General features: G+C 73.8%; 26 protein-coding genes. 20 read left to right on the top strand and 6 right to left on the bottom strand.

Annotated elements, in window-relative coordinates:
- Positions 1-168 precede the first annotated feature (168 nt).
- Entirely contained in the window at positions 169-801 is a 633-nt protein-coding gene (locus tag ACIGAQ_RS24615; protein ID WP_399786129.1) for a DUF6328 family protein, read from the top strand.
- A gap of 6 nt (positions 802-807) precedes the next feature.
- Here the strand turns inward: ACIGAQ_RS24615 and ACIGAQ_RS24610 are convergent, their stop codons facing one another.
- Positions 808-1,266, bottom strand: coding sequence for an ATP-binding protein (locus ACIGAQ_RS24610; RefSeq protein ID WP_311682130.1), 459 nt, complete (start codon positions 1,264-1,266; stop codon positions 808-810).
- 214 nt (positions 1,267-1,480) lie between these two features.
- Between ACIGAQ_RS24610 and ACIGAQ_RS24605 the strand changes: the two genes are divergently transcribed.
- Both ACIGAQ_RS24605 and ACIGAQ_RS24600 read left to right on the top strand, forming a co-directional pair.
- A complete protein-coding gene (locus ACIGAQ_RS24605) occupies positions 1,481-2,341 on the top strand; it encodes a helix-turn-helix transcriptional regulator (protein ID WP_362278756.1) in 861 nt (286 codons plus the stop codon).
- A 9-nt stretch (positions 2,342-2,350) separates the two neighbouring features.
- Positions 2,351-2,581: a DUF397 domain-containing protein gene (locus ACIGAQ_RS24600; RefSeq protein ID WP_362278755.1), complete on the top strand. Its 231-nt coding sequence runs from the start codon at positions 2,351-2,353 to the stop codon at positions 2,579-2,581.
- Positions 2,582-2,633: 52 nt separating this feature from the next.
- On the opposite strand, the gene ACIGAQ_RS24595 is transcribed toward ACIGAQ_RS24600, so the two are convergent.
- Positions 2,634-3,761 (bottom strand): 8-amino-7-oxononanoate synthase, encoded by a 1,128-nt coding sequence (locus tag ACIGAQ_RS24595; protein ID WP_399786124.1) that lies wholly within the window; start codon positions 3,759-3,761, stop codon positions 2,634-2,636.
- 150 nt (positions 3,762-3,911) lie between these two features.
- On the opposite strand from ACIGAQ_RS24595, the gene bioB reads away from it, so the two are divergent.
- The 14 genes from bioB (at position 3,912) to mug (ending at position 19,388) form a co-directional block, all read left to right on the top strand.
- Entirely contained in the window at positions 3,912-5,075 is a 1,164-nt protein-coding gene (bioB, locus tag ACIGAQ_RS24590; protein WP_311682135.1) for a biotin synthase BioB, read from the top strand.
- Complete coding sequence (locus ACIGAQ_RS24585) at positions 5,068-6,348, top strand: adenosylmethionine--8-amino-7-oxononanoate transaminase (RefSeq protein WP_399786121.1); 1,281 nt, start codon at positions 5,068-5,070, stop codon at positions 6,346-6,348. Before bioB ends, ACIGAQ_RS24585 begins: the two co-directional genes overlap by 8 nt.
- Position 6,349: 1 nt before the next feature.
- Positions 6,350-7,075 carry a dethiobiotin synthase gene (gene bioD, locus ACIGAQ_RS24580; protein ID WP_399786118.1) on the top strand — a complete coding sequence of 242 codons (726 nt, stop codon included), beginning with the start codon at positions 6,350-6,352 and terminating at the stop codon, positions 7,073-7,075.
- Positions 7,076-7,160: 85 nt separating this feature from the next.
- The gene (gene bla, locus ACIGAQ_RS24575) at positions 7,161-8,090 is read left to right on the top strand and encodes a class A beta-lactamase (RefSeq protein ID WP_399786116.1); all 930 of its coding nucleotides are present in this window, start codon (positions 7,161-7,163) and stop codon (positions 8,088-8,090) included.
- 1 nt (position 8,091) lies between these two features.
- Positions 8,092-9,027, top strand: coding sequence for an endonuclease/exonuclease/phosphatase family protein (locus ACIGAQ_RS24570; protein WP_399786113.1), 936 nt, complete (start codon positions 8,092-8,094; stop codon positions 9,025-9,027).
- A gap of 70 nt (positions 9,028-9,097) precedes the next feature.
- The gene (locus tag ACIGAQ_RS24565; protein ID WP_311682141.1) at positions 9,098-9,781 is read left to right on the top strand and encodes a class I SAM-dependent methyltransferase; all 684 of its coding nucleotides are present in this window, start codon (positions 9,098-9,100) and stop codon (positions 9,779-9,781) included.
- 165 nt (positions 9,782-9,946) lie between these two features.
- Positions 9,947-10,762, top strand: a complete 816-nt coding sequence (locus ACIGAQ_RS24560) for an ABC transporter ATP-binding protein (RefSeq protein WP_399786110.1) — start codon at positions 9,947-9,949, stop codon at positions 10,760-10,762.
- A 4-nt stretch (positions 10,763-10,766) separates the two neighbouring features.
- On the top strand, positions 10,767-13,334 hold the full coding sequence (locus ACIGAQ_RS24555) for an ABC transporter permease (protein WP_399786107.1): 2,568 nt from the start codon (positions 10,767-10,769) through the stop codon (positions 13,332-13,334).
- A gap of 118 nt (positions 13,335-13,452) precedes the next feature.
- On the top strand, positions 13,453-13,878 hold the full coding sequence (locus tag ACIGAQ_RS24550) for a GNAT family N-acetyltransferase (protein ID WP_362278747.1): 426 nt from the start codon (positions 13,453-13,455) through the stop codon (positions 13,876-13,878).
- A 143-nt stretch (positions 13,879-14,021) separates the two neighbouring features.
- Complete coding sequence (locus ACIGAQ_RS24545) at positions 14,022-15,374, top strand: hemolysin family protein (RefSeq protein ID WP_311682145.1); 1,353 nt, start codon at positions 14,022-14,024, stop codon at positions 15,372-15,374.
- Complete coding sequence (locus tag ACIGAQ_RS24540) at positions 15,371-16,384, top strand: hemolysin family protein (RefSeq protein ID WP_311682146.1); 1,014 nt, start codon at positions 15,371-15,373, stop codon at positions 16,382-16,384. Before ACIGAQ_RS24545 ends, ACIGAQ_RS24540 begins: the two co-directional genes overlap by 4 nt.
- Before the next feature lie 73 nt (positions 16,385-16,457).
- Positions 16,458-17,237 (top strand): SGNH/GDSL hydrolase family protein, encoded by a 780-nt coding sequence (locus ACIGAQ_RS24535; protein ID WP_399786103.1) that lies wholly within the window; start codon positions 16,458-16,460, stop codon positions 17,235-17,237.
- Between the two features lie 149 nt (positions 17,238-17,386).
- Positions 17,387-18,829, top strand: coding sequence for an adenylosuccinate lyase (purB, locus tag ACIGAQ_RS24530; protein WP_399786100.1), 1,443 nt, complete (start codon positions 17,387-17,389; stop codon positions 18,827-18,829).
- Positions 18,830-18,842: 13 nt separating this feature from the next.
- Positions 18,843-19,388, top strand: coding sequence for a G/U mismatch-specific DNA glycosylase (gene mug / locus ACIGAQ_RS24525; protein ID WP_311682150.1), 546 nt, complete (start codon positions 18,843-18,845; stop codon positions 19,386-19,388).
- Positions 19,389-19,488: 100 nt separating this feature from the next.
- Here mug and ACIGAQ_RS24520 read toward each other — a convergent pair whose 3' ends face one another.
- From ACIGAQ_RS24520 to ACIGAQ_RS24510, 3 genes are all read right to left on the bottom strand, one after another.
- Complete coding sequence (locus ACIGAQ_RS24520; RefSeq protein ID WP_311682151.1) at positions 19,489-19,920, bottom strand: hypothetical protein; 432 nt, start codon at positions 19,918-19,920, stop codon at positions 19,489-19,491.
- Positions 19,921-19,986: 66 nt separating this feature from the next.
- Complete coding sequence (locus ACIGAQ_RS24515) at positions 19,987-20,724, bottom strand: ABC transporter permease (RefSeq protein WP_399786095.1); 738 nt, start codon at positions 20,722-20,724, stop codon at positions 19,987-19,989.
- A 2-nt stretch (positions 20,725-20,726) separates the two neighbouring features.
- Positions 20,727-21,647 carry an ABC transporter ATP-binding protein gene (locus ACIGAQ_RS24510; RefSeq protein ID WP_399786092.1) on the bottom strand — a complete coding sequence of 307 codons (921 nt, stop codon included), beginning with the start codon at positions 21,645-21,647 and terminating at the stop codon, positions 20,727-20,729.
- A 109-nt stretch (positions 21,648-21,756) separates the two neighbouring features.
- Here ACIGAQ_RS24510 and ACIGAQ_RS24505 point away from each other — a divergent pair, with 109 nt between their 5' ends.
- The 3 genes from ACIGAQ_RS24505 to ACIGAQ_RS24495 all read left to right on the top strand — a co-directional run bounded on the left by ACIGAQ_RS24505 (position 21,757) and on the right by ACIGAQ_RS24495 (position 24,847).
- On the top strand, positions 21,757-22,926 hold the full coding sequence (locus ACIGAQ_RS24505; RefSeq protein ID WP_399787125.1) for a sensor histidine kinase: 1,170 nt from the start codon (positions 21,757-21,759) through the stop codon (positions 22,924-22,926).
- Between the two features lie 14 nt (positions 22,927-22,940).
- Positions 22,941-23,603 carry a response regulator gene (locus tag ACIGAQ_RS24500; protein ID WP_399786089.1) on the top strand — a complete coding sequence of 221 codons (663 nt, stop codon included), beginning with the start codon at positions 22,941-22,943 and terminating at the stop codon, positions 23,601-23,603.
- An 89-nt stretch (positions 23,604-23,692) separates the two neighbouring features.
- Complete coding sequence (locus ACIGAQ_RS24495) at positions 23,693-24,847, top strand: ROK family transcriptional regulator (protein ID WP_311682158.1); 1,155 nt, start codon at positions 23,693-23,695, stop codon at positions 24,845-24,847.
- A gap of 303 nt (positions 24,848-25,150) precedes the next feature.
- Here ACIGAQ_RS24495 and ACIGAQ_RS24490 read toward each other — a convergent pair whose 3' ends face one another.
- On the bottom strand, positions 25,151-25,912 hold the full coding sequence (locus ACIGAQ_RS24490; RefSeq protein WP_311682159.1) for a GntR family transcriptional regulator: 762 nt from the start codon (positions 25,910-25,912) through the stop codon (positions 25,151-25,153).
- Positions 25,913-25,984: the final 72 nt, after the last annotated feature.

The raw sequence follows: 25,984 nt of genomic DNA, 5'->3' as shown, positions 1-25,984 counted from the left end.
ACACGCTCGGCCACCCCCCTACCACGGGTTCGGGGGGGGGGTTGCATAAGTTGTGCCCCACGCGGGTGGGGTCGGGGCGGTTTTTGTCCCCCCCCGGGGGGGGGGGGGGCCCTCCCGCGCCGCCCCACGCCGGGGCGTGACAGGGGCTCGTCGGGGCACCCGTCCCCCATGGCCGAGCACCGCCCCTGCACCGCACGCAACGAGACTCCGCTGCAGCGCGCCGACCGCAACTTCGTCGAGCTGCTCCAGGAACTCCGCGTCACCCAGACGGGCGTACAGATCCTCTTCGCCTTCCTGCTGTCGCTCGCCTTCACCTCGCGCTTCGAGGACCTCGACACGGTCCAGCGCGTCACCTACGTCATCACGCTGCTCCTGGCGGTCCTGGCCGCGGCGCTGTTCACCGCGCCCGCCGCACTGCACCGCTCGCTCTTCCAGCAGGGCGCCAAGCCGCGCATCGTGCAGGTCTCCTCGCGACTGGCCACCGCCGGGCTGGTGGTGCTGGTGTTCGCGTTCAGCGGTTCGGTGCTGCTGGTCGTCGATGTGACCACGGGCCGGACCGGTGGCGTCGCCGCCTGCGCAGGAACGTTTCTGGTCTGCGTCGGTCTGTGGGGGCTGCTCCCCCGGCTGGTGCGGCGGGCGGGGCGGCGCGACGAGGCGGACGGGACCGCCGCGCAGAGCACCTCCGCGACACCGTCCCGGGACGGTACGAAGGTCCCCGCGCCACTGCGGCGCACTGTCGTGCAGCCGTCCGTGTCCGACGGGGCGGCACCTCGGCGGGAGGCCTCGGCCCGGCACCGGTGACGGCCGCTACGGCTCCCGCCGGACCGCCGTCCGCACGGGCTGGGCCGGGATCACCCACGGCAGTTCGATCGAGATGGTCTTGCCGCCCTCACGGGTGGGGCGGATCCTGAGCCTGCCCCCGCACTCGGCGGTCAGCCACCGGATGATGACCAGGCCGCGGCCGTTGTCCTGCTGCACGGCGGCGGGGAGCCGTCTGGGAAAGCGCGGGTGGCTGTCCGTGACGCCGATGCGCAGCTGCTCGTCCCGGTCGAGCGCGACGTCCACGGTGAAGGTGGGCGACTGCCCGAAGGTGTGCTGGACGGCGTTGGTGGCGAGTTCGGAGATGATGAGCCGGATGGTGTCGGACACGTCCGTGTCCGCCGGCAGCCCCCACTCCGCCAGCGTGCCCACCACGTAGGCACGCGCTGCGGAGACCGAGGCCGGATCGCTCGGCAGAGTGACGGATGCTTCCAGATGGTCTGCCATGGCGACGTCGTCCCTTTCCCACGGGACCGCAGTCCGACACGGAGCGGATGGTTCGAGTACGGTCCCGGACTGGTGCTTCGTCCGCCAGACTGCCACCGAATCACCCACGAAGGACGGCGATCCACCAAGATATGCATATATCTGTCGCTCGAAGCGGTGAACTCTGCGACGCGAGACCGTATTTGGGTGGCACGGAAGGAGTAAGGAGAAGCCCATGCAGCACGGTCCCGCGGTGCGCCGCCGGAAGCTGGGCGCCGAACTGCGCGCGCTGCGCGCCGCGGCGGGGCTCACCAGCGGTGAGGCGGCCCGGCTGGTGGGCTGGCACCAGTCCAAGGTCAGCCGGATCGAGACGGGCACGAGCGGGGTGAAACCGGCCGATGTGCGGTTACTGCTCGACGCCTACCGCGTGACCGACACCCAACTGCGGGACCTGCTGATGATGTTGGCGGGGTCCGACGACAGCGGCGGCCGGCACCACTGGTGGCACGCCTACCGCGGGGTGCTTCCCCCGACCTACCGGGACTTCATCAGCCTGGAGTCGCAGGCCAGCGCGATGCGCACGCTGGAGACCACGGTCGTCCCGGGCCTGTTGCAGACGCCGGAGTACGCGCGTGCGGTGACCAGGGCCGCCGTGGAGGGGCTGCCGGAGGACCGGCTCGACACCCTGGTCGAGGTGCGCCTGGCCCGGCAGGACGTGCTGCGCGCGGACCCGCCGCTGGAGCTGAGCGCCGTCCTGGACGAGGCGGTGCTGCGCCGGGAGGTGGGCGGGCCCGGGGTCATGGCCCGGCAGCTGGAACGGCTGGTCGAGGCGGCCCGCCTGCCCCAAGTGCGGCTCCAGGTACTGCCGTTCGCCGCCGGGGCGCACATCGGCGTCACCGGACCTTTCGTTATCTTCTCATTTTCGAGCACTTCTGATCTGGATGTGGTTGTTCTCGACCACTTGACGAGTAGCCTCTACCTGGAACGGAAAGAAGACCTCCAGGCGTACACGGAGGCCTTCAACGCCCTTCAGATCCACGCCCTTTCGCCCGAGGATTCGTTGGATTTCATCGCCGGGACAGCCACCGGCGTCTAAGGAGGCACCATGCGTGCACTGCCTCGTCACGTCCCCTCAAGCAGCGAACTGCACGGCCTGCGATGGTTGCGCAGCAGCTACAGCACCGGCGCGAACAACTGCGTCGAGACCGCGTGTCCGCACACCCCGCCCTGGGCCGGACTGCTCGCCGTGCGCGACTCCAAGGCCCCGGACGGGCCCGCCCTGCTCTTCTCCGGTCAGAGCTGGGCCGCCTTCACGGCCGGGCTCGGCCGTATGTGAGCACCTTCCGGTCAGTCCGCCATCGTGCGACGCACGGCCGTGTCACGCCGACTCATGGCCGCGTCTCGCCGATCAGCCGTACAGCGCGTTCGATCTGCTGACCGGTCAGGTCCGCGCGGGCCGTCAGCCTGAGCCGTGAGATGCCGTCCGGCACGGACGGCGGGCGGAAACAGCCCACGGCCAGGCCCGCCGCGCGGCACTCGGCCGCCCAGCGCACGGCGTCCTCGGGAGAGGACGCCCGCACCGAGACCACCGCGGCGTCGGGACGCACCGCTTCCAGACCCGCGGTGGTCAGGCGTGCGTACAACTCGTCCGCCACCGCGCGGGCCCGCTCCGCCCGTTGCGGCTCGCGGCGCAGCAGCCGCAGGGCCGCGAGGGCGGCTCCCGCCGCCGCGGGAGCGAGGCCCGTGTCGAAGATGAACGTCCGGGCCGCGTTGACCAGGTGGTCGACGACCCGGGCGGGGCCGAGGACCGCTCCGCCCTGGCTGCCGAGCGACTTGGACAGCGTGACCGTGGTGACCACGTCGTCGGCGCCCGCGAGTCCCGCCGCGTGCGGGGCGCCGCGGCCGCCGTCGCCGAGGACGCCCAGGCCGTGGGCGTCGTCCACGACCAGCCCGGCGCCGTGCTCCCGGCAGGCCTCGGCGAGCTCGGCGAGCGGGGCGGCGTCGCCGTCGACGGAGAAGACCGTGTCGGACACGGCGATCGCCGTGCCCGCGTGGCCCGCCAGCGCCTTGCGGACGGCCTCCGGCTCGGCGTGCGCCACGACCTGGGTGGTGCCCCGGGCCAGCCGGCAGCCGTCGATGAGCGAGGCGTGGTTGCCCGCGTCGGAGACGATCAGGGAGCCGTGCGGTGCCAGCGCGGTGACCGCCGCCAGGTTGGCGGCGTAGCCGGAGGAGAAGACGAGCGCCGCCTCGAATCCGCAGAACGCGGCCAGTTCCCGCTCCAGCTCGGTGTGCAGTTCGGTGGTGCCGGTGACGAGCCGGGAGCCGGTCGCGCCCGCGCCCCAGGTGCTCGCGGCGCGGGCCGCGCCCTCGGTGACCTCGGGGTGGTGGGCCAGGCCCAGGTAGTCGTTGCTCGCCAGGTCGAGGAGCGGGGAGCGGGCCGGACGGGGACGCAGGGTCCGCACGAGCCCGGCGCGGCGGCGCAGCTCCGCCTGCTCGTCGATCCAGCCGAACGCCATGGGTGGTCCTCCGCGGAATTTGTAGGCAGTGCACAGACACTAGCGGGACGACCAGCAGGTCAGTGTGTGGCAATACCCACACCTCGAAGCGACTCTGTTGTGCGAAGTCTCCTTGGCCCGAACCGCCTCCTTAGGACAGGATCGGCTCTCATGGACCTGCTGAACACGCTGGTGGACAAGGGGCTTCGGCGCGAGCTGCCGACCCGGGACGAGGCACTGGCCGTCCTCGCGACGTCCGACGACGACCTGCTCGATGTGGTGGCCGCGGCCGGAAAGGTGCGCCGGCACTGGTTCGGCCGACGGGTGAAACTCAACTATCTCGTCAATCTGAAGTCGGGCCTGTGCCCCGAGGACTGCTCGTACTGTTCGCAGCGGCTCGGCTCCGAGGCCGGGATCCTGAAGTACACCTGGCTCAAGCCGGACCAGGCGTCCGATGCCGCGGCGGCCGGGGTGGCCGGGGGCGCCAAGCGGGTGTGCCTGGTGGCCAGCGGGCGCGGTCCCACCGACCGTGACGTGGAGCGGGTCTCCGAGACCATCAAGGCGATCAAGGAGAACAACGAGGGCGTCGAGGTGTGCGCCTGCCTCGGTCTGCTCTCCGACGGCCAGGCGGAGCGGCTGCGCGCGGCCGGCGCCGACGCCTACAACCACAACCTCAACACCTCCGAGGCGACGTACGGCGAGATCACCACCACGCACACGTACGCCGACCGCGTCGACACGGTGAACAAGGCGCACGCGGCCGGTCTGTCCGCCTGTTCCGGGCTGATCGCGGGCATGGGCGAGACGGACGAGGACCTGGTCGACGTGGTGTTCTCGCTACGCGAGCTGGACCCGGACTCGGTTCCGGTCAACTTCCTGATCCCGTTCGAGGGCACCCCGCTGGGCAAGGAGTGGAACCTCACTCCGCAGCGGTGCCTGAGGATCCTGGCGATGACCCGGTTCGTCTGCCCGGACGTGGAGGTCCGCATCGCGGGCGGGCGCGAGGTCCATCTGCGCACCCTGCAGCCGCTCGCGCTGCACCTGGCCAACTCCATCTTCCTGGGCGACTACCTCACCAGCGAGGGCCAGGCGGGCAAGGCCGACCTGGAGATGATCGCGGATGCCGGGTTCGAGGTGGAGGGCACCGGCCAGGTGACACTGCCGGAGCACCGCGCCGCGGGCGGCTGCGGGAGCGGCGGCGGCTGCGGATCCGAGGGCTCCGAGGCGGGCGGCGTGTGCGGCTCCGCACCGGCCGCGCAGCCCGCCGGGCCCCGTACCGACCTGGTCGCCGTGCGCCGCCGGGGCGCCGGGACGGACCTCGCGCCCAATGCCTGAGCGGTCGGTCGCCGAGCTGCTGGAACTCGACCGGCGGCACGTGTGGCACCCGTACGGCCCGATGCCCGGACGGCAGGAACCGCTCGTCGTGGAGTCGGCGAGCGGGGTGCGGCTGCGGCTCGCGGACGGCTCGGGCGAGCTGGTCGACGGCATGTCGTCCTGGTGGTCGGCGATCCACGGCTACAACCACCCGGTGCTCAACGAGGCCGCGCGCGAGCAGCTCGGGCGGATGAGCCACGTGATGTTCGGCGGGCTCACGCACGAGCCCGCCGTGCGCCTGGCGAAGCTCCTTGTCGACATGTCGCCCGACGGGCTGGAGCACGTCTTCCTCGCCGACTCCGGCTCGGTGTCGGTCGAGGTGGCGGTCAAGATGTGTCTGCAGTACTGGCGTTCGCTGGGCCGCACCGGCAAGCAGCGCCTGCTGACCTGGCGTGGCGGCTACCACGGCGACACCTGGCAGCCGATGTCGGTGTGCGACCCCGAGGGCGGGATGCACGAGCTGTGGACGGGGGTGCTGCAACGCCAGGTCTTCGCGGACCCGCCCCCGGCGGAGTACGCCGAGGCCTACGCCGAGCACCTGCGGTCGCTGATCGGGCGGCACGCCGAGGAGCTGGCCGCGGTGATCGTCGAGCCGGTGGTGCAGGGCGCGGGCGGGATGCGCTTCCACTCCCCCGCCTATCTGCGGGTGCTGCGTGAAGCGTGCGACGCGCACGACGTGCTGCTGGTGTTCGACGAGATCGCCACCGGCTTCGGCCGCACGGGCGCGCTGTTCGCGGCGGAACACGCGGCGGTGACACCGGACGTGATGTGCGTGGGCAAGGCGCTGACCGGCGGCTATCTGACGATGGCGGCGACGCTGTGCACCGCGCGGGTGGCCGACGGCATCTCGCGGGGCGAGGTGCCGGTGCTCGCACACGGTCCGACGTTCATGGGCAATCCCCTGGCGGCGGCCGTGGCCTGCGCCTCGATCGAGCTGCTGCTCGGACAGGACTGGCGCACCGAGGTCGAACGGATCGAGGCGGGCCTGCGCGAGGGACTCGCGGCGGCCTCGGACCTTCCGGGCGTGAAGGACGTGCGGGTCCTCGGCGCCATCGGGGTGGTGCAGCTGGACCACGCCGTGGACATGAAGGCGGCGACGGAGGCGGCCGTGCGCGAGGGCGTCTGGCTGCGGCCGTTCCGCGATCTGATCTACACCATGCCGCCGTACGTGACGGGCGACGCGGACCTGGCACGGATCACGCGGGCCGTGTGCGCGGCGGCGCGGGAGGGATGACATGCCGGTACTGGTGATCACGGGCACGGGCACGGAGGTCGGCAAGACGGTCGTGACCGCGGCGGTCGCCGCGGCGGCGCTTGCGGCCGGCCGGTCGGTGGCCGTGCTGAAGGCCGCGCAGACGGGCGTGCTCCCGGGCGAGCCGGGGGACGCGGCGGAGGTCGCGCGCCTGGCGGGCCCGGTGACGACGGCCGAACTGGCCCGCTACCCGGAGCCGTTGGCCCCGGCCACGGCCGCCCGCCGGGCCGGCCGGACCCCGGTGCGTCCGCACGAGGTCGCGGAGGCCGCCGCCAAGCTGGCCACCGAGCACGACCTGGTGCTGGTGGAGGGGGCGGGCGGACTGCTCGTGCGGTTCGAGACGGCCGGCGGCACCCTGGCGGACGCGGCCGGGCTGCTGTCCGCGCCCGTGGTGGTCGTGACCGCCGCGGGCCTGGGCACCCTGAACACGACGGAGCTGACCGCGCGTGAACTGCGTTCCCGGGGGCTGGACCTGGCCGGGCTGGTGATCGGCAGCTGGCCCGCCGAGCCGGACCTCGCCTCCCGCTGCAATCTCGCCGATCTGCCGGACGTGGCCGGGGCGCCGCTGCTGGGGTCCGTGCCCGCCGGGTCGGCGGCCCTGTCCCCCGCCGGTTTCCGGGCGGCGGCCCCGCAGTGGCTGGCACCCCGGCTGGACGGCACGTGGGACGCGGAGGCCTTCCGGTCGCGGGAGGCGCCCGGGGCGCTCTGAGCGGCGTGCGCGGCCCCGGGTGAAACCGGCGCGGGTGTTCCCCGCGTGTTGACCTTCGTACGCGATCACCGTCGAAGGGAACCCCGTGCACACCGAACAGCCACGCCCCTCCCGCCGTGCGGCACTCGTGCTGGGTACGGCCGCCGCCTTCGCGCTGGGCGGCGGCACGGCCCACGCGTCACCGGGCAGCGGCGGCGGCACGGCCCACGCACCGGGCAGCGGCGGCGTCACCGCCCGGCTGCGGGAACTGGAGGCGGAGCACACCGCGCGGCTGGGCGTCTACGCCCGCAACCTGCGCACGGGCCGGACGGTGGCGTACCGGTCCGGCGAACGCTTCCCGATGGCCTCCGTGTTCAAGACGCTCGCGGCGGCGGCGGTGCTGCGCGACCTCGACCGCGACGGGGAGTTCCTGGCCCGCCGCATCCACTACAGCCAGGCCTACGTGACGCGGTCCGGGTACTCCCCGGTCACCGAGCGGCACGTCGCGACCGGTATGACCGTCGGTGAACTGTGCGACGCCACCATCCGCTTCAGCGACAACACCGCCGGCAACCTGCTGCTGAAGGAGCTGGGCGGGCCGACCGCGATCACCCGCTTCGCCCGCTCGGTCGGCGACCGGTTCACCCGGCTGGACCGCTGGGAGCCCGAGCTCAACAGCGCGGAACCGTGGCGCCTGACGGACACCACCACCCCCCGGGCGATCGGTCTGACCTACGCCCGGCTCGTGCTGGGCGACGCGCTGGCACCGCGGGACCGGGCCCGGCTCACGGACTGGCTGCTGCGCAACACCACCAGTACCGAGAAGTTCCGCAAGGCCCTGCCCGCCGACTGGCTGATCGCCGACAAGACCGGCGGCGGACGGTACGGCGGCAACCACGACGTGGGCATCACCTGGCCGCCGGACGGTCCGCCGATCGTGATGTCCGTGCTGACGACCCAGCCGGAGGAGGACGCACCGGCCGACAACCCGCTGGTGGCGAAGACGGCCGCGGTGCTGGCCGCGGAACTCGCCTAGCGTGACCGCCCGGGGCGGGACGGCGTGGGACACCTGGCTCGTCGCCGGCGCCGTCGGCGCCGCCGGGCTGCCGGCCCTGCACGCCGCCGTGCCCAACGGGGCGGGGCGGCTGGGCAGTCTCCTGGAGACGTTCCTGCCCTGGCCGGGCGCGGCCGTGCCGGTCCTCGTCGCCCTGGCCCTGTACGCGCGGTCGAGGGTGGGGCTGCTGGCCTGCACGGCGCCCGCGCTGGTCTGGTGCTGGATGTTCGGCGGCCTGTGGTTCTCCCCGTCCCCGGGGCCGCACGACCTGACCGTCGTGCAGCACAACGTCGCCGACGACAACGCCGACCCGGCCGGCACGGCCCGCGCGCTGCTCGCCCCGGGCGCCGGGCTGGTGGCCGTCCAGGAGCTGACGGCGGCGGCGCGGCCCCGGTACGAGGAAGTCCTCGGGGCCTCCCATCCGCACCGGGCGGTCCAGGGCACGGTCGGGCTCTGGTCGGTCTGGCCGCTGTCGGACGTGCGGCCCGTGGACATCCGGCCCGCGGGTTTCCCGGCGAGCTGGCGGCGCGGTCTGCGGGCCACCGTCTCCGCGCCGGGCGGACCGGTCGCGGTGTACGTGGTCCATCTGCCCTCGGTCCGCCTCGGGCCGGCGGGGCTGGCGTCGGCGGCCCGGGACGAGAGCGCGGCCCTGCTCGGGGCCCGGATCGCGGCCGACCCTGCCGGGCGGCTGCTGGTCGTCGGCGATCTCAACGGCACGGTGTGGGACCGCGGGCTCCGCCCGCTCACCGCGCACCTGGACACTCCCGGCGCGGGCTTCGCGTTCAGCTGGCCGTCCGCCCTGCCGGTGGCCCGGATCGACCAGGTGCTGGGGCGGGGCGTCGAGGTGACGCGGGTGTCGGCGCTGGAGGCGACGGGCAGTGACCACCTCCCGGTGCTGGGCCGCGTCCGTCTGCCGTGAGCGGCAGGGGTGGGCCGGGCCCGACCGGGGGACAATGCGGGTGAGGCCGGCCTTGTCCAGGGAGGTCCTGATGCCGCTCCGCTCCGGCACGCTGCCGCGGGACGCCGTGCGCCATCCGCTGTTCGCCCGCTGGTACGCCCGTGTCAGCGTCTCCGCGGAGACGCGGATGGGCATGGGCCGGGTGCGCGAGAGACTGCTCGGCGGGCTGTCGGGCCGCGTGATCGAGATCGGTGCCGGCAACGGACTGAATTTCGCGCACTACCCGGGCGCCGTCTCGGAGGTCGTGGCCATCGAACCGGAACGGCGGCTGCGGCAGCTGGCCGTGGAGGCCGCGCTGCGCGCCGAGGTGCCGGTGGACGTGGTGCCGGGCGCGGCCGAGGCGCTGCCCGTCAAGAGCGAGGGCTTCGACGCGGCGGTGGTGTCCCTGGTGCTGTGCAGCGTGCGGGACGTGCCCCGGGCGCTCGCGGAGCTGAAGCGGGTGCTGCGGCCGGGCGGTGAGGTGCGGTTCTTCGAGCACGGCCGGGGCGGCGGCAGGGCGATGGGCGCCACGCAGCACGCGCTGGACCGGACGGTGTGGCCGCTGCTGAGCGGGGGCTGCCACCTGTCCCGGGAGCCGGTGCGGGCGTTGCGGGAGGCCGGGTTCGAACTCGGCCCCTACCGGCGGATGCTGATGCCGGAGCAGGGGCCGGTGCTGCCCACGTCGTACTGCGTGCTGGGCACGGCGTGGCGGCCGGGGGCCGGCGCCGGCACCTGACGTCGGGCAGCCGATCCGGATGGATGCCGCACCTCGCAGCCGGTCCTGCCGGTGCCGGACCGGCAGAGCCGGAGTCCGACCCGCGAAGGATGCCGGGTGTGGGCCGGATCACATTACCCTCGGGCAGAGCCAGGAACGTCCTGGTACGACCTCGAGGAGGCGGCCTTGTCGACACCTGCTGCGGAGCACGCCCCCGGCCTCGCGCCGGCCGACGGGATCGCGGCCCGGGCCCGCGGTCTGACCAAGGCGTACGGGTCCGGCGAGACGGCCGTGCTCGCCCTGGACGCCGTGGACGTGGACGTGGTCCGCGGCCGGTTCACCGCGGTGATGGGACCGTCGGGCTCCGGCAAGTCCACGCTGATGCACTGCCTGGCCGGACTCGACACGGTCTCGGCCGGTCAGGTGTGGCTCGGGGACGTCGAGATCACGGGTCTGAAGGAGCGCGAGCTGACGCGCCTGCGCCGGGACCGGATCGGCTTCATGTTCCAGTCGTTCAACCTGATCCCGACCCTGAACGCGCTGGAGAACATCACCCTGCCGATGGACATCGCCGGCCGGAAGCCCGATGCCGAGTGGCTGGACCGGGTCATCGACACGCTGGGCCTGCGCGACCGGCTGCGGCACCGGCCGTCGCAGTTGTCCGGGGGCCAGCAGCAGCGCGTGGCCTGTGCGCGGGCGCTGGCGTCCCGGCCGGAGCTGATCTTCGCGGACGAGCCGACGGGCAACCTGGACTCGCGCGCGGGGCTGGAGGTGCTCGGCTTCCTGCGCGAGGCGGTGGACCGGCTGGGGCAGACCGTCGTCATGGTCACCCACGATCCCGGCGCCGCCGCCCACTCGGATCTGGTGCTGTTCCTCGGGGACGGCCGGATCGTCGACGAGATGCGGCGGCCGACCGCGGAGGCGGTACTGGAACGTATGAAGCGTTTCGACGTGATCCGGACCCGGTCCGAGGGCACCCCGGCGCCGGCCGAGGAGAACTGATCCGGTGCTCAAGGCGACCCTGAGGAGCTTTCTGGCCCACAAGGGGCGGCTGCTGCTCTCGGCGCTGGCCGTCCTGCTGTCGGTCGCGTTCGTCACGGGAAGCCTGATCTTCTCCGACACGGTCGGCCGTACCTTCGACCGGCTGTTCGCCTCGACGGCGGCCGACGTCACGGTCGGTCCGAAGGAGGGCCTCGACGAGGCGGTGCCCTCCGGCCGGACGGCGACCCTGCCGGCGGCGCTCGCCGAACGGGTGCGCCGGGTCGACGGTGTGGCCGCCGTCCGTGCCGAGGTGAAGGTGGAGGGCCTCACCGTCACCGACGAGGACAACGAGTCGGTGAGCCCGACCACCGGCGCGCCCACGCTCGGCAACGCCTGGCAGCCGGGCCCGCGCAGCCCGGTGGAGCTGACCTGGGGCCGCGCCCCGCGCGGACCGGCCGAGGCCCTGCTCGACTCGGACACCGCCGGCCGCGAGGACGTGCGCGTCGGTGACACGCTCACCGTGATCGCGCCGCCGGGGTCGTTCCGGGTCCGGGTCGTCGGCCTCGTCACCTTCACCACCACCAACCCCGGCGCCGCCCGCATCTATCTCGACACCCCCACCGCCCGGGCGAAACTGCTCGGCGCCCCGGGCGCCGCCACCTCCCTCGCGGTCGACGCGGCGGACGGCGTCGGTGACCAGCGGCTCAAGCAGCGGGTGGCCGCCGCGCTCGGCCCGCACTCCTACGACTTCCGCACGGCCGGCGAGCAGGCCGAGTCGGACGTCGAACAGCTCGGCGGGTTCCTCGACGTCATCAAGTACGTGATGCTCGGCTTCGCCGGGGTCGCCGTGCTCGTCGGCGTGTTCCTGATCGTCAACACCTTCTCCATGCTCATCGCCCAGCGCACCCGTGAACTGGGCCTGCTGCGCGCGCTCGGGGCTGACCGGCGCCAGGTCCGCCGTTCCGTGCTCACCGAGGCGTTCCTGCTCGGCCTGGTCGGCGCCACGCTGGGGCTGGCCGCCGGCATCGGGCTCGCGGCCGGGCTCATCGAGTTGATGGGCCTGCTCGGCACGAACATCGACGCCGACGAGATGGTCATCGGCCCGCTGACACCGGTGGCGGCGTATGGCGTGGGCCTCGGGGTCACCTTCGTCGCCGCGTACCTCCCGGCGCGGCGGGCGGCGGGCGTCTCGCCGATGGCCGCGCTCTCGGACGCCGAGGTCGCCGGGGTGGGCCGTCCGCTGCGGGTGCGCGCGGTGGCCGGCGCGGTCGTCGGGGCGGCAGGCGCGGCGGCGCTCGCGGGGTGCGCGGCGTCCGGGCGGACGGCGTCGGCGGCGTCCCTGCTCGGGCTCGGCGTGGCGCTGACGCTGATCGCGGCCGTGATCGCCGGTCCGCTGCTGGTGCGCCCCGTGATCCGGGTGCTCGGCGCCGCGTTCCCCGCGCTGTTCGGCTCGATCGGCCGGATGAGCCAGCGCAACGCGCTGCGCAACCCGCGTCGCACGGGGGCGACGGCGGCCGCGCTGATGGTGGGCATCGCGCTGGTCGCCGGGATGTCGGTGGCGAGCGAGTCGATGACCAAATCCTTCGACCAGCAGATCGACCGGACGCTGGGGGCGGACTTCGTCGTCCAGAACACCAACTTCCTGCCGTTCCCGCGGGAGGTGACCGACGCGGTGCGCGGGACGGACGGGGTGGGCCTGGTGGTGCGCGGACGGTTCACACCGGTGGCGGTGCGTCTGCCGGACGGCGACCGCGTGGAGACGACCGCCGCCGCTTACGATGCGCGGCTGGACGAGGTCGCCAACATCACCTACGTGCAGGGGGACACCGCGGCCGCGCTCGCGCGGGGGCACCTCGCCATGGACCGGGACTTCGCCCGCGACCACGGCGTACGGGTGGGCAGCACGCTCCCGGTGTCGTTCCAGGGCGGGCGCGGCGCCGCGCTCAGGGTCGGCGCGCTCACCGACCAGGACTCCGCCGAGGGCTTCGGGACACAGGGCGGGCTCTACTTCGGTCTGGCCACCCTGGAGCGGTACGCGCCGGGCGGGCAGGACTCCGCGCTGTACGTCAACGCCGCCCCGGGTACGAGCGACGGCTCCCTGCGTGCCGCCCTGGAGGAGACCCTGGAGCCGTACCCGCAGGTGCAGGTGCGGGACCTGGCCGACTACAAGCAGCTGGTCCGCGACCAGATCTCGGTGCTGCTGTACCTGGTGTACGCGCTGCTCGGGCTGGCGATCATCATCGCGGTGCTCGGCGTGGTCAACACGCTGGCCCTCTCGGTCGTCGAGCGCACCCGGGAGATCGGACTGCTGCGGGCCATCGGACTGGCCCGGCGTCAGCTGCGGCGGATGATCCGGCTGGAGTCGGTGGTGATCGCGGTGTTCGGCGCGGTCCTGGGGCTCGCGCTGGGGCTGGTGTGGGGCCTGAGCATGCAGCAGGTGCTGGCGCTGCAGGGGATGACGGCCCTGGCGATCCCCTGGTTCACGATCGTCGCGGTGGTGGTGGGTTCGGCGGTGGTCGGGGTCGCCGCGGCGCTGCTGCCGGCGCTGCGCGCCTCGCGCATGAACGTGCTTGCGGCCATCGCGCACGAGTGAGGCGATCACCGGGGGGGGACACGTGTGTTCGCTGCGGTCACGGGACCGGGGCGCGGAGCGGTCTGTCCGCATCCTGGAACCGCCTGTCCTTCCGGACGGCGCGTGGTGTGATCACCGCATGAGCGAACTGCGCATCCGGCCCGCGACGCCCGACGACCTCGACGCCGTGCTGGCCTTCTGGAAGGTGGCCGCCGAGGGCACGAGCATCAGTGACGACCGGGCCGGTGTGGAGCGGCTGGTGGCGCGCGACCCCGAGGCGCTCGTCCTGGCCGAGCGCGACGGCGAGCTGGCCGGCACGGTCATCGCCGGGTTCGACGGCTGGCGCTGCCATCTGTACCGGCTGGCCGTGCACCCCGGCCACCGCCGCCGGGGCATCGCCTCCGCGCTGCTGGCCGCCGCCGAGGAGCGGTTCGTCCGGCTCGGCGGGCGGCGGGCCGACGCGATGGTCCTCACCCGCAACGAGAGTGCGCACGCCGCGTGGGGCGCCGCCGGGTACGCGGCCGAGGAACAGTGGCGCCGATGGGTGAAACCACTGACCGACTGAAGGACTTTGCCCATCCTTTACTCTTGGATGGCCACTCGGTTCTTTATGAAAGGTTGTGAGCGTCCGCCCATGGGCGAGCCTCCCCGCGCGCGTCACCGCGCGCCCCGCCCGGTCCTGGAGAACCATGGAACGGGGGTGAACCGATGACCGAAGTGCTCCTCCTCCTGGCCGCGATCCTGCTCTCGCTGGCCTGCGGCGCCTTCGTGGCGGCCGAGTTCTCCCTCACCACGGTCGAGCGCGCCGAGCTGGAGCGTGCGGTGGAGCGCGGTGAACGCGGCGCCCAGGGCGCGCTGAAGGCCGTACGGAACCTGACGTTCCAGCTCTCCGGCGCGCAGCTCGGCATCACTGTCACGAACCTGGTCGTCGGCATGCTGGCCGAGCCGTCCATCGCCGCGCTGATCGCCGGCCCGCTGCAGGACGCCGGTGTCTCGCACTCGGCGTCGCGCAGTATCGCGCTGGTGATCGGCACGGCCCTGTCGACGGTGTTCCTGATGGTCGTCGGTGAGCTGGTGCCCAAGAACTGGGCGATCTCCTCGCCGCTGACAGTCGCCAAGACCGTCGGCAACGCGCAGCGCTGGTTCAGCGCCGCGTTCCGGCCCTTCATCACGCACCTGAACAACACGGCGAACCGTGTCGTGCGCCGGATCGGGGTCGAGCCCGCCGAGGAACTGGCCTCGGCACGCGGGCCGCAGGAGCTCGCCGCGCTCGCCCGGCACTCCGCCAAGGAGGGCGTCCTGGAGGCCGACACCGCCGAGCTGTTCGTGCGGACGCTGAACCTCGCCGACCTGACGGCGGAGAACGTGATGACGCCCCGGGTGCAGGTGGTCGCCCTGGAGGTGCAGGCGACCCTGGAGGACGTGGCGAACGCGACCCGGGCGACCGGCCTGTCCCGGTTCCCCGTCTACCGCGGGACGCTCGACTCGGTCGTCGGCACGGCGCACGTGAAGGACGTGCTGGCGGTGCCCGCCGAGCACCGGACCAGGATCCACGTCTCCGAGCTGATGCGCGAGCCGCTGCTGGTCCCCGAGACGCTCACCGTCGACCGCCTCCTGGACCGGCTCTCCGGCAAGCGCACCATGGCCGTCGTGATCGACGAGTACGGCGGCACCGCGGGCGTGGCCACCCTGGAGGACATCGTCGAGGAGGTCGTGGGCGAGGTCCGCGACGAGCACGACCCGCACGAGCTGCCGGACCTCGCGCCGGCGGGTACGGACGAGAGCGGGCATCTGCTCTACTCGGCCGACGGCTCCGCCCGCGTGGACCACCTGGAGCGCGTCGGCCTGCGCGCCCCCGAGGGACCCTACGAGACGCTCGCCGGGCTGGTGGCGACGGAACTGGGCCGCATACCGGCCGCGGGTGACACCCTCCAGGTCGCCGGCTGGCGGATGGAGGTCCTGGACGCCACCGGCCGCCGGGCCGCCCGCGTCCTGCTGCGCGCGCCCCTGGACGACGAGAAGCCGGACCTGCAGCGCGACGAGAAGGGGGTGGAGCTGTGACCGCCGTCCAGCTGCTGATCGGCCTGGCGACGCTCGTCGTCAACGCCTTCTTCGTGGGCGCGGAGTTCGCGCTGATCTCGGTGCGCCGCAGCCAGATCGAGCCCTACGCCGACCAGGGCGACCGGCGCGCCAAGAGCGTGCTGTGGGGGCTGGAGCACGTGTCCGCGCTGATGGCGGCCGCGCAGCTCGGCATCACGCTGTGCACGCTGGTGCTGGGCGTGGTCGCCGAGCCGGCGATCGCGCACCTGCTGGAACCGGCGTTCCACGCCATGGGCGTGCCCGAGGGCGCCGGGCACGCGGTGTCCTTCGTGATCGCGCTGTCCCTGGCCACGTATCTGCACATGCTGCTCGGCGAGATGGTGCCGAAGAACATCGCGCTGGCCGAGCCGGTGCGCAGCGCACTGGCCCTCGGCCCGCCCCTGGTGGCGCTGTCCCGGGCGCTGCGGCCGGTGATCTTCACGGTGAACGCCTTCGCGAACCTGCTGCTGAAGCTGCTGCGCGTGGAGGCCCGGGAGGAGGTCGCCGCCTCCTACTCGGACGCCGAGATCGCCCAGATCGTGAAGGACTCGGGCGAGGCGGGCCTCATCGACGACCGCGCCCAGGAACGGCTGCACGACGCGCTGGAACTGGGCCGCCGCCCGGTGCGGGACGTGGTGCTGCCGCTGGAACGCGTGGTCTACGCGCGCGTGGGCGTCACTCCGGAGCAGTTGGAGCGGCTGTCGGCGGAGTCCGGGTTCTCGCGGTTCCCGGTGGTGGACGAGGGCCGACGGATCGTCGGCTACCTGCACGTGAAGGACGCCCTGGACGCCCTGGGCCGCGATGTGCCGTTCCGGCTGCGCGACATGCGGTCCATCGCCCGCGTGCGGGAGCACACGCCGCTGGACGACGTCCTCACCGCCATGCGCGGCAGCCGGACGCACCTCGCCGCCGTCCTCGGCTCGGACGGGCGGCTGTCCGGGCTGGTGACCATGGAGGACGTGCTGCGGGAGCTGTTCGGGCAGCGGGCGTGAGCCGCCGGAGAGCGATGCCCGGGGACGGGTGACCGACTGCTGGGTATGTGCACGGGATATCATTTCCGCCGCCATGGACACGAACCCCACCTACAGCAGCCTCGTCGCCCTCGGCGACTCCTTCACCGAGGGCATGTCGGACCGGCTGCCCGACGGCACCTACCGGGGCTGGGCCGACCTGCTCGCCGCGCGGATGGCCGCCCGTACGCCCGGTTTCCGCTATGCCAACCTCGCGGTGCGCGGCAAGCTGATCCGCCAGATCGTCGACGAGCAGGTGGACCTCGCGGCGGCCATGGGCGCCGACGTGATCACCCTGGTGGGCGGGCTGAACGACACCCTGCGGCCCAAGTGCGACATGGGCCGGGTGCGCGGCCTGCTGGAGGAGGCGGTGGAGAAGCTGGCCCCCGCCTGCCGCCGCCTCGTGCTGATGCGCAGCCCGGGTCGCCAGGGCCCCGTCCTGGAGCGGTTCCGGCCGCGCATGGAGGAGCTGTTCGCGTGCGTCGACGAGCTGGCCGCGCGGCACGGCGCCCTCGTCGTCGACCTGTACGGCGCGCCCTCGCTCGCCGACCCGCGGCTGTGGGACGTGGACCGGCTGCACCTGACGGCCGAGGGCCACCGCCGGGTCGCCGAGGCGGTCTGGCAGGGGCTCGGCTACGAGCCCGAGGACCCGGAGTGGCGCACACCGATGCCGGCCACCCTGCCGCCGGGCTGGGTCATGCGGCGCACGGCGGACGTGCGGTTCGCCCGGCAGCACCTGCTGCCGTGGATCGGCCGCCGCCTGACCGGCCGCTCCTCGGGCGACGGCCTCCCGCCCAAGCGGCCGGACCTGCTGCGGTGGGAGGACCTGGCGTAGCGGGCCGCCACCTGCGGCTCCGCCGTGCCTCGGCGACCGCTCCGGGCACCCGCCGCGCACACCTCCGGCCGCACCGGGGCGCTCTCGTAGGTTCCGACGAACCCACCCGATGCGCTGGCCTGCATGAATCGCCAGTAGAATCCGTGCACGTGACTTCCGCTCCCGCCAAGCCCCGCATCCCGAACGTCCTCGCCGGACGCTACGCCTCCGCCGAGCTCGCCACGCTCTGGTCGCCCGAGCAGAAGGTGAGGCTGGAGCGGCAGCTCTGGCTCGCCGTGCTGCGCGCCCAGAAGGACCTCGGGATCGAGGTGCCGGACGCGGCGCTCGCCGACTACGAGCGGGTCCTGGACACGGTCGACCTGGCCTCCATCGCCGAGCGCGAGAAGGTCACGCGCCACGACGTGAAGGCGCGGATCGAGGAGTTCAACGACCTCGCCGGGCACGAGCACGTGCACAAGGGCATGACCTCCCGCGACCTCACGGAGAACGTCGAGCAGCTGCAGATCCGGCTCTCCCTGGAGCTGATGCGCGACCGCACGGTGGCGGTCCTGGCGCGCCTGGGCAGGCTGGCCGGCGAGTACGGCGAGCTGGTCATGGCCGGCCGCTCCCACAACGTGGCCGCGCAGGCCACCACCCTCGGCAAGCGCTTCGCGACCGCCGCCGACGAGCTGCTCGTCGCCTACGGCCGCGTCGAGGAGCTGCTGGGCCGTTACCCGCTGCGCGGCATCAAGGGCCCGGTCGGCACCGCGCAGGACATGCTCGACCTGCTGGGCGGGGACGCCGCGAAGCTCGCCGACCTGGAGCAGCGGATCGCCGCGCACCTGGGCTTCTCGCAGGCCTTCACCTCCGTCGGCCAGGTCTACCCGCGCTCGCTGGACTACGAGGTCGTCACCGCGCTGGTGCAGCTGGCGGCGGCCCCCTCCTCGCTGGCCAGGACCATCCGGCTGATGGCCGGGCACGAGCTGGTCACCGAGGGCTTCAAGCCGGGCCAGGTCGGCTCCTCGGCGATGCCGCACAAGATGAACACCCGTTCCTGCGAGCGCGTCAACGGCCTCATGGTCATCCTGCGCGGCTACGCCTCGATGACCGGCGAGCTGGCGGGCGACCAGTGGAACGAGGGCGACGTGTCCTGCTCGGTGGTGCGCCGGGTCGCCCTGCCGGACGCGTTCTTCGCGCTGGACGGTCTGCTGGAGACGTTCCTGACGGTGCTCGACGAGTTCGGCGCGTTCCCGGCGGTCGTCGCCCGGGAGCTGGACCGCTACCTGCCGTTCCTCGCCACGACCAAGGTGCTGATGGGCGCCGTGCGCGCGGGCGTCGGCCGGGAGCTCGCGCACGAGGCCATCAAGGAGAACGCCGTCGCCTCCGCGCTCGCCATGCGTGAGCAGGGCGCCGAGCGCAACGAACTGCTCGACAAGCTGGCCGCCGACACGCGCATCCCGCTGGACCGTGCCCAGCTGGACGCGCTGATGGCCGACAAGCTGTCCTTCACGGGCGCCGCGGGCGACCAGGTCGCCACGGTCGTCGCCCGGGTCGAGGAGATCGTCAAGCAGCACCCCCGGGCGGCGGGTTACACGCCCGGCGCGATCCTCTGACGCGCCGCACGCCATGCCCCGTTTCACCCCGGAGGAGCTTGAGGCCGCCCGCGACCGCGTCGTGCCCGACGTGGTCGCGGAGGGGCTGCACGTGCTGTTCTGCGGCATCAACCCCGGTCTGATGACCGCGGCGACGGGCCATCACTTCGCCCGCCCGGGCAACCGCTTCTGGCCGGCGCTGTACCGGTCCGGGTTCACCCCGCGCCTGCTCAAGCCCGCCGAGCAGCGGGAGCTGCTGTCGTACGGGCTCGGCATCACCAACGTCGTGGCCCGGGCGACCGCCCGGGCCGACGAGCTGACCGCCGAGGAGTACCGGGAGGGTGGCCGGCTGCTCGCGCGGAAGGTGGAGCGGCTGCGGCCGCGCTGGCTGGCGGTGGTGGGGGTGACCGCGTACCGCGCGGCGTTCGACGACCGCAAGGCCCGGGTCGGGCCACAGGCGCGGACGATCGGGGACACGCGCGTGTGGGTGCTGCCCAATCCGAGCGGGCTCAACGCGCACTGGACGGCCGAGACGATGGCCGAGGAGTTCGCCCGCCTGCGGGAAGCGGCCGAGGGCTGATCGCCCGGAGAGCCGGTCCCGCGGTCCCGCGGTCCCCCGGTCACCGTCGGTCGAACGACGAACCGCTGCCCGCCCGGCCGATCCCGGTCGCCGCGCCCCCTCACGGCGGGGCGATCTCCGTGACCAGGGCGAGCAGTTGGAGGTCCTGGGGCGGGTCACGGTCGGTGACCGCCACGGCGACCCAGCGGCCGGTGCCCTCCACCTCCCACACGTACGCGAGGCGCGCGCGCACGCTCAACTCGGCCCACGGCGCGGGTATCTCCTCGTGCCCGGTCCGCAGCAGGACGGTCTGCAGGCTGTACGGCGGGGTGTCTCCCCAGCGCGAGGCCAGCAACTCGCAGACGGCATCCCGCTCCTTCTCCAGCTGGTCCACCATCACCGCCCATCGCGCCGGGTCGCCGTCCGCCGCGGCGTCCAGCACCGCGACGTGCCGGCCGGGCCCCGAGGCGCCGACGTCCGACGGGCCGTGCTCCGCCGGAAAGGGGCGGTAGCACAGCTCGTCGATGAGAGCGATGTGCTGGGCGATGTTCATGCCTCCAGTAAACCCGCCCCCACTGACACTTGGCGGGGCATCAGGCCGGCCCCGGCCCGGCCCCGGTCAGGCGTCCCGGCGCCGCAGCCGCCACCCTCCCAGCAGCAGGGCGGCGCCCGTCCACAGCGCGGTCACCGCGAGCCCCGACCAGGGGCCCAGGGTCCCGTCGGGCCTCTCGTGGAGGACCAGCTGTCCGGCCTTGTCGGGCAGGAGGTCGGCGAGGGTGCCGGTCGCGTCGCCGATCACGAAGGACACGACGAGGAGGAACGGGATCAGCAGGGACAGGGTGGCGACCCCGCTGCGCAGGAGCGCGGCGACCCCGGCCGCGAACAGGGCCATCAGCGTCAGGTAGACGGCGCAGCCCACGACGGCGCGCACCTGCTCCGCGGCGTCGAGCCCCCCGGCCGCGGTGCCGAGCCCCGCGCGCGCCGCGAGGAGCGCCGCCGCGGCCGTCACCAGCCCCACCGGGAACACCGCTGCGGCGATCACGGCCGCCTTGGCCGCGAACCACCGGCCCCGCCGCGGCACCGCGGCCAGTGAGAGCCGCAGCGCGCCCGGGTGGAACTCCGCCGACACGGCCATGGCGCCGAAGGAGACGGCCGCGATCTGCCCCGGGATGACTCCGGACAGGGCCGTGAACAGCGGGTCGAAGCCCGGGCCCGACGTCTCGGAGACACCGGCGATCGCGGAGAACGCCGTGGTGGCGGTGAACAGGGCCAGGAGCGCTCCGGGCAGGGACCGCAGGGTGCGGATCTTCAGCCATTCGGAACGGAGTACGGGCGTGCGGACGAGCGTGTGGTCCATGGTCAGGCCTCCTGCGGCTGTGCGGTGAACTCGGTCTCGGCCCCGGTGAGGTCGAAGTAGGCCTGCTCCAACGTGGCCTCCTCGGCCGCGAGTTCGAGGACGGGGACACCGGCCGCGGAGATGATGCGGCCGATGTCGTCCACGCGCGCGTGCTGCACCGACCAGTGCCCGTCCGGGTGTGCCACGGCGTCGTGGCCGTGCCGGGCGAGGGCACGGACGAGGGCGTCGGGGTCGGCCGTGCGGATCCGTACGCGGGGGCGCACGCGCGCGTCGATGAAGTCCCGCATCGGGGTGTCGGCGAGGAGCCGGCCGCGGCCGAGGACGACGAGGTGGTCGGCGAAGGACGCGGTCTCGTTCATCAGGTGGCTGGAGACCAGCACCGTGCGCCCCTCCTCCGCGAGGCGGCGCAGCAACCGCCGGATCCACACGATGCCTTCGGGGTCGAGTCCGTTGGACGGCTCGTCCAGCATGACCACTTCGGGGTCGCCCAGCAGGGCGGCGGCGATGCCGAGCCGCTGCCGCATGCCCAGTGAGTACGTCCGTACGCGGCGGCCGGCCACGGACGCGAGGCCCGTCTCCTGGAGGACCTCGCCGACCCGGCGGTCCGGGATGCGGTTGCTCGCCGCCAGGATCCGGAGGTGGTCGCGGGCGGTGCGGGAGCCGTGCGCGGCCTGCGCGTCGAGCAGGGCGCCCACGTGGCGCAGGGGTTCGCGCAGGTCCCGATAGGCGCGGCCGCCGAGCGTGGCGGTCCCGGCGGTCGGCCGGTCGAGGCCGAGCACCAGCCGCATGGTGGTGGACTTCCCCGCGCCGTTGGGGCCGAGGAAACCGGTGACGCGGCCGGGCCGCACCCGGAACGTGAGCCGGTCCACGGCCCGCCGGCCGCCGAACTCCTTGGTGAGGTCCTGGACGTCGATGCTGGTCATGGCAGCAAGCATGGCCGTCGGCACGGGGCCAGGGCCTCCCCCGGCGGTGGAGATCGTCTCCCCCGTGCGGGGGAGGTCCGCTGTCGGTGGCGGCTGGCACGATGACGCCATGGTCCGCATGCTGCGCCCGTTGACGAGGGCGGTGACGTACACACGGTGGCTGCATCTCGCCATGGCCGTCGTGTGGCCGTCCTTGTGGCTGTTCGTCGACGAGGCGTGGTGGACGCAGGCCACGGCGGCCGTGCTGCTGGGCCTCGCCGGTCTGGTGCCGGCGATGCGGCTCGTGGAGGGGCTCCAGGCCCGGCTGCTGCTGACCGGCCACCGGCACGACAGCGCGAGCGCGGAGATCGTGGCCGCCCCGTCGGCGACCTGGGCCGACCGGGGCCGCACGGTGGTGTGGCTCCAGGCCCGGCTCGTCATCGGCTACGTCGTGGCCATGCTCTCCGTGCAGTTGCCGCTCCTGTCGATCGACCTGACGACGACGGCCCTGGGCGGGGAGCCGGGGGGCGGTGCGCTGCCGCACGTCCCGGGGCACCACTGGTGGTACGGCGTGCTGGCGCCCGTGCCCCTGCTGCTGTTGCCCGTGGTGGTCGTCCGGTCGGGCCACCTCATCACCGCGCTGGCCGTGCGGCTCCTCGGCCCGTCGCCCGCCGAGCGGGTCGCCGCGCTGGAGGAGCGGACCGAGCAGCTCCTGGAACGCACGCGGATCGCCCGCGAGTTGCACGACTCCATCGGCCACGCGCTCACGGTCGCCGTCGTGCAGGCGGGTGCCGCGCGGGCGGCGGGTGACCCCGCCTTCACCGACCGGGCGCTGGACGCCATCGAGGAGACCGGCCGGGCCGCCCTGGAGGACCTGGAGCGGGTGCTCGGCGTCCTGCGCGAATCGGAGAAACCGGTCAGCGCCCGACCTACCCTGGCGGACGCCGACCGGCTGCTGGATTCCGCGCGTTCCTCCGGTGCGAAGGTCGACGCCGAGGTCACGGGCCCGGTGGACGCGGTCCCCGGGCCGGTGTCCCGGGAGGGCTACCGGATTCTGCAGGAGGCGCTCACGAACGTGCTGCGGCACGCCGGGGCGGTCCCGGTCCGGGTCCGGGTGCGGGTCGCCGACGACACGCTCGTCCTCGCGATACGCAATCCGCTGCCCGACGGGACACCGGATGCCGGCCGCGGCAGCGGTCTGCGCGGCATCCGCGAACGCGCGGCCCTGCTCGGCGGACGAGCCCGGACCGGACCCGACGAGGGCGACTGGCAGGTCCATGCAGAGCTGCCGTTGAGGTGATCTAGGCTGGTCCGGTGCCGGTCACCGTTCTCCTCGTCGACGACGAACCCCTCGTGCGCGCGGGTCTGCGGGCCGTGCTGGAGGCGCAGCCCGACATCGAGGTGGTCGGCGAGGCGGCCGACGGGGCCGCCGTGATCCCGCTGGTGCGGCGCCTGCGGCCGGACGTGGTGGCCATGGACGTGCGGATGCCGCTGCTGGACGGCATCGAGGCCACCCGGGCCCTGCTGCGGACGGTCGCCGAACCGCCGCGCATCCTCGTGGTGACGACGTTCGAGAACGACGAGTACGTCTACGAGGCGCTGCGCGCGGGCGCCGACGGGTTCCTGCTGAAGCGGGCCCGGCCCGCGGAGATCGTGCACGCGGTCCGGCTGATCGCGGAGGGCGAGTCGCTGCTGTTCCCGGCCTCGGTGCGCCGGCTCGCCGCCGAGTACGGCGTGGACGGCGGGAACCGCGCGGCGCGGGCCGCGATGGAGCGGGCGCAGCTGACCGAGCGTGAGGCGGAGGTGCTGCGGCTGATGGCGCGCGGACTGTCCAACGCGGAGATCGCGAACCGGCTGGTCGTCGGGACGGAGACGGTGAAGTCGCACGTCAGCTCGGTGCTGGCGAAGCTGGGGGCTCGGGACCGCACGCAGGCGGTGATCGCGGCCTACGAGTCGGGGTTCGTGGCACCGGGCTGATCACCGCGGCGTGGCCCCCGCCCCTCGCCGGGGCCCGCCGCGCCGAAGTACGATCCGGCCAACACGCGCACGACCTGGGAGGACGGACGGTGGGGCGGCTGACCGGCGGGGATCCCTCGCTGCTGCGAAGGATCAACTCCGCGGTGGTGCTGCACGCGCTGCGTGCCACGGACTGCGCGACGCTGACCGAGATCACCCGGGTGACGGGCCTGTCGCGACCGACGGTCGAGGGCGTCGTGGAGGGACTCATCGAGGCCGGCCTGGTCGTCGAGAAGGCGGCCGAGGAGGGCGCGGCCCGGCGGCAGGGGCGGCCGGCGCGGCGGTTCCGGTTCCGGGCGGAGGCCGGGCATCTGCTCGGCGTGGAGGTCGGCGCGCGCCGCGTGGCCGTGCTCCTGTCCGACCTGGACGGCCGGGTGATCGGCTCGCAGGCCAAGGACGTGGCGGAGACGGCGGAGGCCGACGAGCGGCTGGAGCGGCTGCGCGGGGCCGTCGCGGAGCTGCTGCGGCGGGCCGGGGTGGCACGGGGCTCGCTGCGGGCGGTGGGCGTGGCGACGCCCGGGATCGTCGAGGCCGACGGCACCGTGCGGCTGGGAACCGCCCTGCCGGGGTGGACGGGGCTGCGGCTGGGCGAGCGGCTGAGCCGGTCGTTCAAGTGCCCGGTGCTCGTGGAGAACGACGCCAACGCGGCGGCCGTCGCCGAGCACTGGAAGGGCGCGGCCACCGAGTCCGACGACGTGGTGTACGTCCTGGCGGGGCTGAGCCCGGGAGCCGGTTCGCTCATCGGCGGACGGCTGCACCGGGGCTACGGCGGCGCGGCCGGGGAGATCGGGGCGCTGCACCTGCTGGGCCGCGAGGTGACGCCCGAGACGCTGCTGTCGACCACGGACGAACCCCTGCACCCCCTCGACGAGCAGGCGGTCGCCGAGGTCTTCGCGCAGGCCCGCGAGGGCGACCAGCGGGCCCGGGCCGCCGTGGACCGCTTCATCCAGCGCCTGGTCCACGACGTGGCGGCTCTGGCCCTCGCCCTGGACCCGGAGCTCGTCGTCATCGGCGGCTGGGCGGCGGGCCTGGACGGCGTCCTGGACCCCCTCCGCCAGGAACTCGCCCGGTACTGCCTGCGCCCTCCGCAGGTGACTCTCTCCCGCCTCGGCGACGCGGCCGTGGCGACGGGGGCTCTGCGCCTCGCCCTCGACCACGTGGAGGAACAGCTCTTCACGGTGGAGGGCAGGACGACGGCCTTCTAGCCCCGGACCGCCCACCTCGGGACCGCCCGGCTCGGGGCCTCACAGCCCGGGACCGCCCACCTCGGCGCACCACAGCTCCGGGCCTCACAGCCCGGCGCACCACAGCTCGGGGCCTTCGGCCTTCGGCCCCGCAGCTGCGGCTCAGCGCCGGGTCCTTCGGCCCCGCAGGCGGCCCCACAAGCGGCCCCGCCCCCACAACCGGCCCCGCCCCCACAACCGGCCCCTCCGGCTTCGGCCCTGAGCTTCGGCCTTCCAGCGCTTCCGACCTCTGCGCTTCCGGCCCTACCGGCCCTTGGCCGCCTCTCAGGACGCCTTCCGCTGTGGCCCGGTGTGGATCTCCACACCCCCCGCGTCACCGAAGGTCAGCCGGCACGTGTCGGCGCGGTACGTGGCCACCGACAGCGCGGCCGTACGCCCGGCCGCGACGAACCGGGTCGTGACGACGAGGACGGGCGCCCCGGGCAGCCGGTCCAGCTCCTTCGCGTCGTCCGCCCCGGCGGAGCCGAGCTCCACCGCGTTCTCCTGCCGCTCCAGCGCCGGCCGCTGCAGCTCGCGCAGCACCGCACGCGCGCGTGCCGCCCCGGACGGCGCGTCGATGCCGGACAGCTCGGGCACCGAGAACTGCGGGACGTAGAGCAGTTCGGCGGCCACCGGCCGGCCGTGCGAGACGCGCGAGCGGCGCACGATGTGCACGGGCTCGTCCCGGCCCGTCTCCAGGGCCTCGGCAACGGCCGCGGGCGGCACCGCCGTCGTGCAGTCGACCGGCTTCCAGGCGTCGTCGGGGCCGCCCGGCCAGGTGTGCGGGCCGGTGCCGAGGGAGACGCCCATGCGCGGCGGGGCGACGGTCGTGCCGACCCCGCGGCGGCGCTGCAGCCTGCCTTCCAGTTCGAGCTGTTCCAGGGCCTGGCGGAGCGTGGCGCGGGCGACGCCGAAACGGGCCGCCAGATCGCGCTCGTTGGGCAGGATCTCCCCCACCGAGAACTCCGAGTCGAGCGCTTGGCTGAGCACGGTCTTGAGATGCCAGTACTTCGGTTCCGGCACCGATTCCAGCTGCGTGGTCCCCACCCTGTCCTCCGCAAGAGCCGTGGTCGGCGGCGTTTTAGCGCCCTTGTTTATTAAAGGTTGTTGCACTTATCT

Origin of the sequence: Streptomyces sp. NPDC085932 (genome assembly GCF_044540525.1) — a bacterium.
Classification (GTDB): domain Bacteria; phylum Actinomycetota; class Actinomycetes; order Streptomycetales; family Streptomycetaceae; genus Streptomyces; species Streptomyces levis.
The sequence above is the reverse complement of the archived record's forward strand: the minus strand, read 5'-3'. Positions and strand labels throughout refer to the sequence as shown.

Bases quoted from the DNA above. Each gene is read 5' to 3' on its own strand.
- ACIGAQ_RS24515 (WP_399786095.1), bottom strand. From the start codon at position 20,724: ATGGACCACACGCTCGTCCGCACGCCCGTACTCCGTTCCGAATGGCTG.
- ACIGAQ_RS24520 (WP_311682151.1), bottom strand. From the start codon at position 19,920: ATGAACATCGCCCAGCACATCGCTCTCATCGACGAGCTGTGCTACCGC.
- bioB (WP_311682135.1), top strand. From the start codon at position 3,912: ATGGACCTGCTGAACACGCTGGTGGACAAGGGGCTTCGGCGCGAGCTG.
- ACIGAQ_RS24565 (WP_311682141.1), top strand. From the start codon at position 9,098: ATGCCGCTCCGCTCCGGCACGCTGCCGCGGGACGCCGTGCGCCATCCG.
- ACIGAQ_RS24535 (WP_399786103.1), top strand. From the start codon at position 16,458: ATGGACACGAACCCCACCTACAGCAGCCTCGTCGCCCTCGGCGACTCC.
- bioD (WP_399786118.1), top strand. From the start codon at position 6,350: ATGCCGGTACTGGTGATCACGGGCACGGGCACGGAGGTCGGCAAGACG.
- mug (WP_311682150.1), top strand. From the start codon at position 18,843: ATGCCCCGTTTCACCCCGGAGGAGCTTGAGGCCGCCCGCGACCGCGTC.
- ACIGAQ_RS24585 (WP_399786121.1), top strand. From the start codon at position 5,068: ATGCCTGAGCGGTCGGTCGCCGAGCTGCTGGAACTCGACCGGCGGCAC.
- ACIGAQ_RS24505 (WP_399787125.1), top strand. From the start codon at position 21,757: ATGGTCCGCATGCTGCGCCCGTTGACGAGGGCGGTGACGTACACACGG.
- ACIGAQ_RS24545 (WP_311682145.1), top strand. From the start codon at position 14,022: ATGACCGAAGTGCTCCTCCTCCTGGCCGCGATCCTGCTCTCGCTGGCC.
- ACIGAQ_RS24605 (WP_362278756.1), top strand. From the start codon at position 1,481: ATGCAGCACGGTCCCGCGGTGCGCCGCCGGAAGCTGGGCGCCGAACTG.
- ACIGAQ_RS24615 (WP_399786129.1), top strand. From the start codon at position 169: ATGGCCGAGCACCGCCCCTGCACCGCACGCAACGAGACTCCGCTGCAG.
- ACIGAQ_RS24510 (WP_399786092.1), bottom strand. From the start codon at position 21,647: ATGACCAGCATCGACGTCCAGGACCTCACCAAGGAGTTCGGCGGCCGG.
- ACIGAQ_RS24610 (WP_311682130.1), bottom strand. From the start codon at position 1,266: ATGGCAGACCATCTGGAAGCATCCGTCACTCTGCCGAGCGATCCGGCC.
- ACIGAQ_RS24595 (WP_399786124.1), bottom strand. From the start codon at position 3,761: ATGGCGTTCGGCTGGATCGACGAGCAGGCGGAGCTGCGCCGCCGCGCC.
- ACIGAQ_RS24600 (WP_362278755.1), top strand. From the start codon at position 2,351: ATGCGTGCACTGCCTCGTCACGTCCCCTCAAGCAGCGAACTGCACGGC.
- ACIGAQ_RS24550 (WP_362278747.1), top strand. From the start codon at position 13,453: ATGAGCGAACTGCGCATCCGGCCCGCGACGCCCGACGACCTCGACGCC.